At 37.8% G+C, this 12,236-nt stretch carries 14 protein-coding genes; 8 read left to right on the top strand and 6 right to left on the bottom strand.

All coding sequences use genetic code 11. The features are described 5' to 3' along the window. The first annotated feature begins 119 nt into the window (after positions 1 to 119). Positions 120 to 482: a DUF1840 domain-containing protein gene (locus tag KUI_RS00115; RefSeq protein ID WP_013521823.1), complete on the top strand. Its 363-nt coding sequence runs from the start codon at positions 120 to 122 to the stop codon at positions 480 to 482. Here KUI_RS00115 and leuA read toward each other — a convergent pair whose 3' ends face one another. Then, positions 483 to 2,156, bottom strand: coding sequence for a 2-isopropylmalate synthase (gene leuA, locus KUI_RS00120; RefSeq protein WP_014839996.1), 1,674 nt, complete (start codon positions 2,154 to 2,156; stop codon positions 483 to 485). Positions 2,157 to 2,171: 15 nt separating this feature from the next. Next, entirely contained in the window at positions 2,172 to 3,446 is a 1,275-nt protein-coding gene (locus KUI_RS00125; protein ID WP_014839997.1) for a hypothetical protein, read from the bottom strand. A gap of 91 nt (positions 3,447 to 3,537) precedes the next feature. Here KUI_RS00125 and KUI_RS08390 point away from each other — a divergent pair, with 91 nt between their 5' ends. From KUI_RS08390 to bfr, 4 genes are all read left to right on the top strand, one after another. Then, positions 3,538 to 3,840 (top strand): hypothetical protein, encoded by a 303-nt coding sequence (locus KUI_RS08390; RefSeq protein WP_225972094.1) that lies wholly within the window; start codon positions 3,538 to 3,540, stop codon positions 3,838 to 3,840. Then, positions 3,837 to 4,208 (top strand): SEL1-like repeat protein, encoded by a 372-nt coding sequence (locus KUI_RS08395; RefSeq protein ID WP_225972095.1) that lies wholly within the window; start codon positions 3,837 to 3,839, stop codon positions 4,206 to 4,208. The genes KUI_RS08390 and KUI_RS08395 overlap by 4 nt, the downstream gene beginning before the upstream one ends. Before the next feature lie 83 nt (positions 4,209 to 4,291). Then, a complete protein-coding gene (locus KUI_RS00135; protein WP_013521827.1) occupies positions 4,292 to 4,483 on the top strand; it encodes a (2Fe-2S)-binding protein in 192 nt (63 codons plus the stop codon). A gap of 165 nt (positions 4,484 to 4,648) precedes the next feature. Beyond that, positions 4,649 to 5,125 carry a bacterioferritin gene (gene bfr / locus KUI_RS00140; RefSeq protein ID WP_013521828.1) on the top strand — a complete coding sequence of 159 codons (477 nt, stop codon included), beginning with the start codon at positions 4,649 to 4,651 and terminating at the stop codon, positions 5,123 to 5,125. Positions 5,126 to 5,127: 2 nt separating this feature from the next. On the opposite strand, the gene KUI_RS00145 is transcribed toward bfr, so the two are convergent. Both KUI_RS00145 and KUI_RS00150 read right to left on the bottom strand, forming a co-directional pair. After that, a complete protein-coding gene (locus tag KUI_RS00145) occupies positions 5,128 to 5,679 on the bottom strand; it encodes a hypothetical protein (RefSeq protein WP_013521829.1) in 552 nt (183 codons plus the stop codon). A gap of 3 nt (positions 5,680 to 5,682) precedes the next feature. Next, complete coding sequence (locus KUI_RS00150) at positions 5,683 to 7,287, bottom strand: peptide chain release factor 3 (RefSeq protein ID WP_014839998.1); 1,605 nt, start codon at positions 7,285 to 7,287, stop codon at positions 5,683 to 5,685. Positions 7,288 to 7,361: 74 nt separating this feature from the next. Here KUI_RS00150 and KUI_RS00155 point away from each other — a divergent pair, with 74 nt between their 5' ends. From KUI_RS00155 to KUI_RS00165, 3 genes are read left to right on the top strand one after another with little or no spacing between them, the layout of a single operon-like run. Beyond that, positions 7,362 to 8,018: a LemA family protein gene (locus tag KUI_RS00155; protein WP_013521831.1), complete on the top strand. Its 657-nt coding sequence runs from the start codon at positions 7,362 to 7,364 to the stop codon at positions 8,016 to 8,018. 17 nt (positions 8,019 to 8,035) lie between these two features. Then, positions 8,036 to 8,944 (top strand): TPM domain-containing protein, encoded by a 909-nt coding sequence (locus KUI_RS00160; protein WP_013521832.1) that lies wholly within the window; start codon positions 8,036 to 8,038, stop codon positions 8,942 to 8,944. Continuing rightward, positions 8,934 to 9,431: a TPM domain-containing protein gene (locus KUI_RS00165; protein ID WP_013521833.1), complete on the top strand. Its 498-nt coding sequence runs from the start codon at positions 8,934 to 8,936 to the stop codon at positions 9,429 to 9,431. The genes KUI_RS00160 and KUI_RS00165 overlap by 11 nt, the downstream gene beginning before the upstream one ends. A gap of 38 nt (positions 9,432 to 9,469) precedes the next feature. Here KUI_RS00165 and KUI_RS00170 read toward each other — a convergent pair whose 3' ends face one another. Together KUI_RS00170 and KUI_RS00175 are read right to left on the bottom strand one after the other, a co-directional pair. Continuing rightward, positions 9,470 to 10,846 (bottom strand): GTPase/DUF3482 domain-containing protein, encoded by a 1,377-nt coding sequence (locus tag KUI_RS00170; protein WP_013521834.1) that lies wholly within the window; start codon positions 10,844 to 10,846, stop codon positions 9,470 to 9,472. Beyond that, a complete protein-coding gene (locus KUI_RS00175; protein ID WP_014839999.1) occupies positions 10,843 to 12,228 on the bottom strand; it encodes a DUF2868 domain-containing protein in 1,386 nt (461 codons plus the stop codon). The genes KUI_RS00170 and KUI_RS00175 overlap by 4 nt, the downstream gene beginning before the upstream one ends. Between the last annotated feature and the right edge of the window lie 8 nt (positions 12,229 to 12,236).

The raw sequence follows: 12,236 nt of genomic DNA on the forward strand, positions 1-12,236 counted from the left end.
AAGATAAATTTTTGTAAACCTCTGAAATTTTATCATATTGCCACCCCCATAAAATAACTGTAATTTTAATCTTTAGGTGGTTTAATGTAGTATTAAATTAAGTAATTTAAGGAGATTTTATGTTGGTGACTTTTTCTTCGAAATCAAGCGGTGACGTGGTTATGCTTGAAAAGCATGCACTTCAAGTGCTTAATGCGATAGGTAGGAATTACGATACATTGCCACCAGAGGGGGTTATTACGCATGAGCAATTAGAGAATAGCATTTCTAATTTAGAGGCTTCTATTGCCTCTATCGAGGAAAAACCCGAGGAGGAGTTAGTTGTAAAAGAGGAAGAAGATTCAGAACAGACTGAGAAAAAGCCTATTCAAGAGCATGTGTCTATAGGTCAAAGAGCTTACCCTCTTTTGGAAATGATGCGTAAATCATTAGCTGGAAATGCAGATGATCAAATCGTTTGGAGGGCGGCTAATTCTTGGTAATTAGTTTTTAGAATTAAGATGGCGATTTATAGCACTCAGTACAGCCACAAAGGATGCAGTTACTATATCCTTATGTATACCCACACCGAAACCAGTCTGTGAATCGCCTAGTCGCAACTCAACATAACAAACGGCATTTGTAGATTCTCCCGAGCCCATTGCGTGTTCGTGATAGTCCATAAATTGAATTGGCAAATCAAGGGCATCTATAAAAGCGGAAAGGGCACCGTTACCTTCACCTGAAATAGTTACAGTTTGGCTGTCTTTTATCAGTTCTGCATTAATTTTGAATCTTTGATTATTCTGAGCGTCACTAAAGGTAGAAATTTGATGTTGACCTAATGAGTAGGGATGAGTTTGTTTTAAATATTCATTACTGAATATGTCGTAGACGGCATTGCCATTAACTTCTTTGCCAGTTTGGTCTGTAACTTTTTGAATGGCCCTGCTAAATTCTATCTGTAGTCTTCTTGGAAGGTTAAATCCATGTTCATTTTCAAGTAGATATGAGACACCACCTTTGCCAGATTGGCTATTTACGCGGATTACAGCATCATAGCTACGACCTAAATCAGCGGGGTCTATTGGTAAATATGGCACTTCCCACGGAGCATCGGGTTTTTGTTTGGCAAAACCTTTTTTGATTGCATCTTGGTGTGACCCTGAGAAAGCTGTGAATACTAGGTCGCCTACATAAGGGTGTCTGGGATGTACGGGAAGTTGATTGCAATATTCGGCAGTATTTCTAACAGCATCGATATCTGAGAAATCTAGTCCTGGATGTATGCCTTGGGTGTATAGGTTTAAAGCTAACGTTACTAAATCGACATTACCCGTGCGTTCTCCACTGCCAAAAATACAGCCTTCAACTCTGTCAGCTCCAGCCATTACGGCTAATTCGGCGGCTGCTACAGCGGTTCCTCTATCATTGTGAGGGTGTACCGAAACTATACAATTTTGACGATTATTTATTTTTGAACAGAAATACTCTATCTGATCAGCATATATGTTAGGAGTAGTTGACTCTATGGTAGCAGGAAGATTGAAGATAATTTTTTTATCAGAACTTGTACCCCATGCTTCAGAAACAGCATTACAAACTTCAATAGCAAAATCTGGTTCTGTAGTGCTGAATACCTCTGGAGAGTACTCAAGGAACCACTCTGTCTCTGGGTGCTTAGATATGGCTTCTTTTACCCATTTTACACCCTTGATCGCAAGCTCCTTCACTTGCGGTTTGTCCATATTGAATACAATTTTTCTAAATGAAGGGGCCGTTGCATTATAAAAGTGAACAATGGCTTGTTTAGCCCCGATACAAGCCTCAACAGTCCTCTCAATTAAGTCCTGTCTAGCTTGGGTTAGAACGATAATGCGAACATCTTCAGGTATTAAGTCCTCATCGATAAGCTTACGAACAAAATCAAAATCGGTTTGAGAAGCAGAAGGAAACCCAACTTCAATCTCTTTAAAACCGATTTGTACTAGATGTTTGAAGAATCTCAGTTTCCTTTCTGAATTCATAGGTTCAATCAGGGATTGATTTCCGTCTCTGAGGTCAGTACTCATCCAAATAGGAGGTTTAGTAATTGATTTACTTGGCCAAGTACGAGACGAAAAGTCAGATTCGAACGGTTTGAAAGGTATATATTTTTTTTCTGGATTTTCAATCATATTATTTTGTTTGTTTTACTTATTCTTCGGGTTATTAATAAAGTTTACTTTAGGAACACGCACTTCTGGATTAGCTAAAGGCACATCATCAGATTGCTGATTGATAGTATGTACTTGTTGTGGTTGTTGTGTGGGTTGCGGTTGTTGTACAGGCTGAGCTTGTACGTAAGGTTGCGGTTGTTGCTGTACAGTCTGAATAGTAGGCTCTACTCGAACTCCTGCAGAAGTTTGTGCTTGGTACTGAGTTTGAGCTTGCTGTTGACCCTGATATTGACCCTGAAACTGAGTCTGTTGTTGTGGTTGAGCTTGTTGTTGTGCATTTACTAAAGTAGCAGTATGCGGATGAGCTGCTACAAAACCTTCAGACACTGATGGAACCTGAGGCGGTACATGTGTAGTAGCTGGGTTTATAGTTCTAGTATTTGTTTGGTGTACAGGCTGAGCTACAGGTCTTTGTGCTTGCTGAGTTTTCGGTTGAGAAGTGGGTTTAGCAACATGTTGAGCTACAGTGCCTTGAACTGGTTGAGCTGTAGTTTGATTTACAGGTTGAACAGTCGGCTGAGAGGAGTACTGTCTAGGTGTCATATTATGCACAGGTTGTGGTTGCGTTTTAATTGCAGGTTGTGACACTGGAGTAGCAATAGATTTAGCTCTAGCAGAAGCATTTTGCTCCTCTAACTCTAGGTCAACACCTCCAAGTAAACGATCAACTTTTTGTCTCTCAGAAAGTAAATGGTTAGTTTGCATCATATGGTTTTTATCATTGCTCAAATGCTCAGGAACTATACCTAAAAGATTAGCTTCTTTCTCAATAATATTCAAAAGCTCAAGTCGATCATTTTTCAATTGTGTTTTCGTTTCCCTAATATCTTTAATAGTTATAGGTTCACGTTGAGTATTCCAAACCCAATTTAACACTCTACGACCATCTGTACTTAAATCGCATATAAGTTCATTAACCGCATCATATGGAGGAATAATTTCTCCTGCTCTGGCAATGCTTCCGCTTATCCAAGAACTAATTGCATAAAGAACAATAAGTGAAATCAAAGCAATAATGCCTATCCATATGTATTTTCCATATTGATCAAGAAATTTAACTACTTGTTCGCTGTACTGAGTTAGTGGTTTGTAATCTATAGTTTGGCTATATTTATATAATTCATAGGCACCCCATGCCCAAAGTCCTATGATTAATAAGCTAACAAGAAATCTTATTATGTTTCGACTACGTGAAAGTTTGGAAAGAGTCTTATTAATTACTTTAATATCGTGTTGTTTAGATGACATGTCAAGTCCCAGAAGTAAGCAGTTTTCATATTTTACTAGATAAATTTTCTATTCAAATTACAATGTAATAACCACATCCTTATGTAAAACTATGAAATTTAAACAATATTTATTAGTGGCATGCGTTTTTATTGCCACCCCAAGTTATGCTCAGGTGGACATTAAAACTTACGAAAATAATTGCTTAACAGGAGAAGTTAAGAGCTGTTTGGTTAGCGGATATGCAAATCTAAATGGGGTGGACACCAAGAAAAATGTTTCGAAAGCAAAAACTTTGTTCAATCGGGCTTGTTCATCTGGTAATCAGGAAGCTTGCCACGTGTTAGCAACTAGATTTGATGATCCTGATTCGCAAAAAAATTATCAGATTTATGTAAGTCTGGTCACGATTTGAGTTGTGCATCAAAGGCTCTTAGCGAGCTTGAGGGTATAGATAGAGAAGCAGACGTTAAAAAGGGTATAGCTACAGCTAAGGCTGCTTGTGAAAACTCGGGTGCTTTATCTTGTGCAATTCTTGCGGATATATATGTTGGTGGCTTGTATGAGCAAAAACGTGACATTGCCAAAGGGTTAAATTATCTGGAAAAATCATGCAATTTGAAGTTTTATGCTTCTTGCAATAGAGTGACCAAAATTTACTCTGAGGGGAAATTAACAAAAGCTAATACAGAGAAGGTTTTGCAAGCCCTAAGTAATAAGTGCGAACTGGGCGATACAAAAAGCTGCGAGTTGGTTAAAAACTTTAGAAACAACCTTCAATGAGAATGCGAATAATTCTTATTGCTTTTTGTATTTAATTAACTATAATAGCAAATAAGCTTATTTAAACAATTAATTAGAAGAATATGTTTGTTTGCATTTGTAATGGTATACGTGAGGTTGATGTACAAGAGGCTGTGTCTCAGGGTGCATCATCACTTGAAGATTTGCAAGCCACCCTTGGAGTTGCTACTTGCTGTGGTTGCTGTGCATCGTGTGCTGAGTCCTATATTCCTAAAACAGAGGACTCTCTTATCGTAGATGTGGCTCATTTATAAAATTCATATAACTTTTATTTAATTTCATTATCTCCAGACTTCGCCTCTTTATGAGGCGTTTTTTTTGTTAATGAGAATAATTGAGATTTATCACCTAGCCTAGAAATTTGAGTTTTTAAATATTCACTTTTAGAATTAAATTTAATCTAAAAAAGAAGGTGTTATATGAAAGCTCCTACTGACGCAAATAAAAAACTTAACTCCGTTTTAAAGCATCAATTAACAGCAATTAACCAATATTTTTTACATGCTCGCATGTTAAAAAACTGGGGTTATAAAAACCTTGGCAAAAAAGACTACCACGAATCCATAGATCATATGAAGATGGCTGATTCTGTTATTGAGAGGATTTTTTTACTTGAGGGCTTACCGAACCTTCAGGACTTAGGAAAACTTAGAATTGGTGAATCTATACCTGAAATCATTCAATGTAATCTGGATCTAGAATACGATTTAAGAGTAGCTCTAGTTGCGGGTGTAGAACATTTGGAATCTGTTGAGGATTATGTATCTAGAGCTTTGTTAGTAGATATACTTGAGGAAAATGAAGAGCAAATAGACTGGCTCGAAACTCAACTAGATCTTATTAAATCTACAGGTTTAGAAAACTACTTACAATCTTCAGTAGAAGAAGTTGAGTAGTACTATCTTTCACACTCACTAACAGTACCCCATGCATTGTTAGCCGTGCAGTAGTTATTTCTAACACGGCTGACACACTCACCCCTTTGACCAAATTTCAATTTTCTGCAAGCAGCTAACTCAGCTTGAAAACTATCCTCCCAATTGCCCGACTCTTGTGCAACAGGAGGAGTAAACGGTGCAGGGGCAGGAAAATTATCCCCTGCACCTTGTGAATATACACTTGAGGGTGAATTCGGATCTATTAAAGGAGCCAAAGGGTCGTTTTTAAGCTGATTTAACATCTGATCTGCAGAAGACTTTTTAATAGCCCAATCAGCTGTATAGCTTCGCTGAGGAACTCCTATAGAGCCGTTCATCAATGGCTGAGGAGGTTCCTTAAGAATAGGTGTACCATCTGGACCTAGAACAGGGGAAGGGTCTTCTTCAGCTAAGTTTTTAAGATTGGCTTGTGTAGGTGCATGGGCAACTAACCAGTCTCCAGCTTGTAAACCAGCTAGGGTAGCGACTCCAGCTAGCAGTACTAATGTAAAAAATAATAGACGCCAAGACATGTATTAATTTCCTTTATGGTAAATATTTGCCCCTTGCTCTCTCATTGTATGAAATTTTATGGCTGGATGTAATTCTTCCTGTACACGAAGTTGTGCCATTGAACTAAACAAGAAAGCAGGTCCCCCAACAACATCATAAGCTATATGTTGGGCATTTGATCGCATAAATTTCTGAATTGCTACTTCGTCGTCTGACGAAAACCATCGTGCCATTGTATACCTCGAGGGCATAAGTTGTGCATCTACACCATATTCAGTTTTAAGCCTATGTAAAACGACTTCAAATTGTAATTGACCTACTGCACCAAGTAATAAAGATCCTGCTTCTGGTCTGAAAACTTGAATCGCACCCTCTTCTCCTAATTGAGTCAACCCAATTCTTAATTGCTTCGATTTCAATGGATCTTTAACTTCAACTGCTTGAAATAGTTCAGGTGCAAAAAAAGGTAAGCCCGTAAACTGTAAATTTTCACCTTCGGTCAAAACATCTCCCAAGTGCAAAATTCCATGATTGGGAATCCCTATAACATCTCCAGCATAGGCTTCCTCCAATAATTCCCTTCGCTGAGAAAGGAAAGAAACAACATTATTAGGTCTTATTTCCTTATTAGATCGACAATTTTTTAGACGCATACCTCTTTCAAATCTACCTGAGCATACACGTACAAATGCTACTCGGTCTCGATGGGCTGGGTCCATATTAGCTTGAACTTTAAAAACGACCCCCGTAAATTTTGGCTCTTCAGGCTCTACTGTTCTTTGAATGGCCTCCCTAGAACCAGGTTTCGGAGCCCATTTTACTAGTGTGTCTAACACTTCTTGCACCCCAAAGTTATTTACCGCTGAACCAAAGAAAACAGGTGTTTGTTTTGCAGCCAAAAATTCTTTTTGGTCAAATGCTGGAGAAGCATCTTTTAAAAGTTCAATTTCTTCTAGTGCTTTTTCAAAGTAACTACCGTATTTTTCTTTTAAAACAGGATTGTATAAATCTTCGATTGTCTCTTCGGATTTATCAACTCTTTCAGTACCCGCTTTAAAAACTCTCATGCGATTGTTTTGCAAATCAAACACGCCTGCAAAGTGCCTGCCCATACCGATAGGCCATGAAAATGGAACGGCATCCATATTCAGGTGTGATTCAATCTCTGCTAACAAATCAAGAGGTTCTTTAACTTCTCTATCTAGTTTATTTATAAATGTAATTATGGGTGTATTTCTAGCTCTACAAACTTGTAGCAATCTAATGGTTTGAGGTTCAATACCATTAGCAGCATCAATAACCATAATTGCGGCATCTACAGCGGTAAGTACTCTATAGGTATCCTCAGAAAAATCTTGGTGTCCTGGAGTGTCTAGTAGATTAATAACACAGCCTTTATATTCCATCTGCATAACTGAAGATGCAACCGAAATACCCCTTTGCTTTTCAATCTCCATCCAATCAGATGCTGCGTGTCGACTGGCTTTACGTGCTTTTACGCTTCCAGCTATTTGAATAGCACCCGAAAATAACAACAGTTTTTCTGTAAGTGTAGTTTTACCCGCATCTGGGTGGGAAATGATAGCAAAAGTTCTACGACGTGAAACTTCCTGAGAAATATTTGACATTTTTTTATAGTTTTTTATAAACAGCCATATTGTATAATGATTTGGTTTAAATAGAGGGTGCCTTGGGGATCGATATGAGCCTATTTAGTAGGATTTATAAATATTTAGCAATTGTTTTATTGCCACTTATGCTTTCTGGATGTGGTTATAACGAACTTGTATCTTTAGAAGAGCAAGTAGATAAAAGGCTATCAGATCTTAATGCTCAATTTGAGCGTCGTTTAGGGTTGATCGATAATCTAGTTCAATCTAATTTACTTCAAACCGAAGAAACTAGAAAACTATACAAAGATGTTGCAGATGCTAGGGCTTCGGCTACTAAGCCTAATATTATTCTTGATAAAAATCTTACTCAAGAACAGATGGATTTAATCGCTCAAAATCAGACCTCGTTAGGTGCAAGTATTTCTAGATTATTAGTGAATATTGAAAAATATCCTAATATTAATTTTGATCCTGCATTTAAGGATTTAAGAACTGAGATTGCTGGCACCGAAAACAGAATCCAAGTTGCCAAAGAAAGATATAACGAAGCGGTTAAGATTTACAACGCTAAAATACGTAGCTTCCCGACTATTATCGTGGCTAAGATAGTAGGTTTTAAACGTAAACCATACTATAACGTACCAGATGCTGAGCAGATTAAACGACCAGGACGTATTAGTGACGCAGTTAGAGATTTAAGGTCTTCTGAATCAAATTCGACTACTCCAGCTCCAGCTCAACCATAAAACATGCTCACTTAAAGATGAAGTCGTTTATATTTAGGGTTTTATTAACTTTAACTGTACTTTTAGGATTAAACCTAGAAGCTCAATCACAGCCTGTTGAAAAACCAAACCCTGCATTATCGGTTGATAATTTTCAAAGATTAGAAATTCCCAAATCTACAAATTATCTTGTTGACTATGCTCAAGTAGTTCCACAAAATCAAGAAGATGCTATTAATTCAGATTTAAAAGCATTCCAAGATAAAACTGGCTCACAGATTTTCATTCTAACAGTACCTTCTACAGGACCAGAAGATATCGTTGAATATGGTGTTAGAGTTTTTGAAAATTGGAAAGCTGGACGAGCTGAGTATGATGATGGTGTTTTATATCTAGTTGCAGTTAATGACCGCAAGCATCGACTAGAAATAGGAAAAGGTTTAGAGGGTCGTATTCCAGATTTAGTTGCTATCAGAATATTAGATGATGTGGTGAAACCCTATTTTGTTAAAAATGATTATGCAGGCGGTATTACAGCTGCCGTAGATTCTATTAAAAAACTAATCCTCCAGGAAAACTTGCCACAAGAGCAAAAAACCACTTCTAAGCCTGGTACTTTGAAATCGTTTGGATTAGCAGTTGGTGCATTTATTGGAGGTCTAGTTGCAGGCATATTTTTCCACCCAATTGTTGGTTTAATTGTTGCTTATGCTGTTGCAAAAGGATTGGGTGTTTTTGGTCTTATTATTGCTATATTTATATTTTTAGTATGTATGAAACTTAGATCGTTCGGACGCCCTGTAACAGAAATTTCTAGAAGAGGTTCGAGGTCTCGTGGTTGGGGCGGTGGTGGTTTCGGCGGAGGCGGCGGCTTCGGCGGAGGTGGTGGCTTCGGTGGCGGAGGCGGCGGCATAAGTGGTGGCGGAGGTGCGACAAGTGGCTGGTGATAAATTTATAAACGCACTTGGCGTTACTCAACTATCTGGCATCTACATCAAGCGTCGTTATTTTAAAGACTCTGATATTGCCGAATTGGAAGCCTTAGTTAAAAATAGTGAAACAAAACACAAGGCTGAACTTGTTGTTGCCATAGAAACATATCCCCCTAGCGGTGAGACTACAAGTCATGAGAGGGCACTAGAAATTTTTGGTCGCCTACGTGTTTGGGATACCCCTAAGAACTCTGGTGTTTTGCTATACATAAATTTATCCGTACGCTCCATTGAAATAATTGCAGATAGAGGTATATCGGTACCTAATAACCTTTGGCAGTCGGTTTGTGCAGGTGTTTCATCCCATTTTGCACAGAAGCAGTATCTAGTTGGGCTTAAAAAGGGCATAGAAGAGATTACGGACTATCTCTCCGAATATCATCAGGAAGATGTCGAAAATCCTGAAATTAATCGTTTTCCAGATAAGCCTCACATTTTATAAAGACAAACCGTACATCTTATAAAGATAAGCCTTACTTCCTATAGAATTTCAATTTTTTGAAGCTCTTTGCTTAGACCTTTTGTTGCTTCTCTTTTGGCTTCTGATGTTTTATGACGACCCCCAATTGATGACCATTCTGGGTGGCCACGTGCATCAGATAGTTCTTCGGGCATCCCCTTGGTCCATAAGGTCTTATACTCCGATGGCAATGATACTGGACTAGTCGATGCGTGCCCTCTCCTATCTAGTGCCGCAATAAGCAATAGCCCACGAATAGCCACAAGCCTAACTACATTATCATCTACGCTTAGTTCCTGATATCCCTGATATTTTGCCTTTAGGCGGTTGCCCAATTTAGCAGCACCTCCAGCCATACTACCTATAATCCCACCAAATAGAGCAGCAGTACCTAACGATAACCCAGCAGTAAGCACATCTAATGCCATTCCTGTCATTGCACCTGCAGCAAATCCAGATCCCACATGTACAGATATCTCTTTTAGTGTACTTGGATTAAATAAATCGCTACCCCATCGTTCACCCTCTATTGGAATATGCTTATTAGGATAATCTTCTTCAGTAAATCGATAATGCTTCAACAAATCAGAGTTAAATTTATATTCTCGTTTCCGAACATTGTTTTGGACAATTTCCCAGTTTTCTCGCACACTTTCCTCGTCAGTTTTGCTAGGATATTTGTATGATGCAATATCCACAAGGGCTTCGGCTAGCAAGGACAATGCCGCTTTTTTTCTGCTGGTCCTTTGCTCAACAACCCTTTCAGCCAACTGTTTTAGAGGCTGATCATAACTAGATAAAACAATAGATAGCTTTTTGTAAAGCATCTCTGTTCCATCTATAGGCGGAGCTACGGTATCAAACTCTATGCTTAAATGTATATTGTTATCTGATAATGCCTCGTTCCATTCATCCTTAAAATTATCTTCGCTATGCATAAAATTTAGGATGGCAATAAGAGGTCTCCCACACATGCTCATAATATGTAATTCATCTCTGTGCTTGCTACGAACTGAATCACGAATATCAATAACATACAGTCCTGCAGTGCTATCTAATAGTTGATGTAATACTCTAGCTTCCTGTGCGTATCTTCGGGTGCTTTCAGGGGATTTAAGAAATTTTTTTATTAACTCCTGATTTGATAATCTGGAATCCTCATAAGATTGTAATTGTTCTAGATAATCACGTAACCCTTCAGAATCTTCAAATCCAGGTGTGTCTATTAGGGTAATTTCACAATCATCAAGTGGTATAACAGCAGCTTCAAGGGCTTTTGTCGTACCTGGAGAGTCTTCAACTTCTCCAAAAGACTTATCCTCCAAAAGCGTACGTAGAAGTGAAGTTTTACCAGTATTTGTATGCCCAACAACTGCAAGTTTTAGATTTGAATTCATGATGCCCTCCAAAAACCCAAATCACTCTCATCTGTATGAATATTATTTTCTTTAATTCCAATATCTCTTAATGTTTGAATCCAAATTTGAGCTCTATTAGTCAATAAACCCTCTTGGTATGAATTCAGTAAATAAACAGAAATATCACTAGCATATTGAGAAAAGCTTTTAACTAGATACTGAATACCCCTATCTGGAATAGGCTTAGAATCCAATACAACTAGCAGTCTATCAACATGATTATCACTTAATTTGCTGATAAATTTATTTTTCATACTGCGACTATTTAAATGCCCAGCATCGACCACACCTTCTTTAATCTTAAATGGTGGCCAAATCTGTCTGCTAGATAAGTCAACACCTGCAATTGTAATTTTTCCTAAATTTGGAAGTGCGGAACTATTAACTCTGATGCTTTCTAGGTCATACTTTTGGTTATGTGTATCAGATGGTCTGTAAGTTTGTATTGGTTTATATTGGAGCCTTTTTACAAGGGTGGCAATGCCTGTACTTTCTAAATCTATATCTGCTTTTTTTAATTTAGTCTTAAGCATCAAAGAACTGAACACAAAAGCAATAAACCTTAAAAGAATGCCCCACACTGTCAACTGTCCTAGAACCCACCAAGACCATTTTTTATGGTCTTCTGAAAATCCAGAAATAGTATTTGAGCTATTAATAATCAATTCTTTAGAAGGAAGTTCAAAACCCAATAATGAAGGCACGTACCCAACAAAATCTACAAAATCTGCAAAACTACTCGAGCTAAGAATCGTGGTTTCCCAGTTAAATGAATAACTTCTAGTGGCTAAAAGCAACATAATTAATATCGTTGCGGTAACCAAATTTAATAACCAAAACCCATGACTTAAAGTTGAAAAAAGCCATTTAGTTGCACCTGCTTTTCCAATAGTTGTAAGAAAAGCATGGAAACTTCTTACATAACTAGGAGTAGAAGAAATTTTTTCTGAAATCCAAATCCACACTCTACCTAATGGAGTAACCTTAAACTTAGTGAAAAAGAAGGTTAGAATCCAAAACGTAAATGCTATTAAATTGACTCCAAGCAAAGTTACGTATAGATTCAATATATTTATAGATGAATTGGAAGGTCCGAAGTTACCGTAAGCAAGTCCAGCTCCAGACAATATTGCAAATAAAACAAATAAGACTGTGGATAGTTTAGCGACAAGTGCCCATCTATCCATAGATTGAGCAATCGAATCACGTAAAGCTAATTTATGTGCACGTGCAATAATTTTTTGCTTAATAGGAAGTCGCTCTGTTCTAAGAGAATTTACGATTTGCTGATCTTCAAAAGGACCTATCTCAGCTTCTGTATTAGATATAGTCTCTACGGTCCATAAATCACGAAATCGCACAGGTCAGG

This window comes from Taylorella equigenitalis ATCC 35865, from assembly GCF_000276685.1.
In the GTDB taxonomy this organism is placed as follows: domain Bacteria; phylum Pseudomonadota; class Gammaproteobacteria; order Burkholderiales; family Burkholderiaceae_B; genus Taylorella; species Taylorella equigenitalis.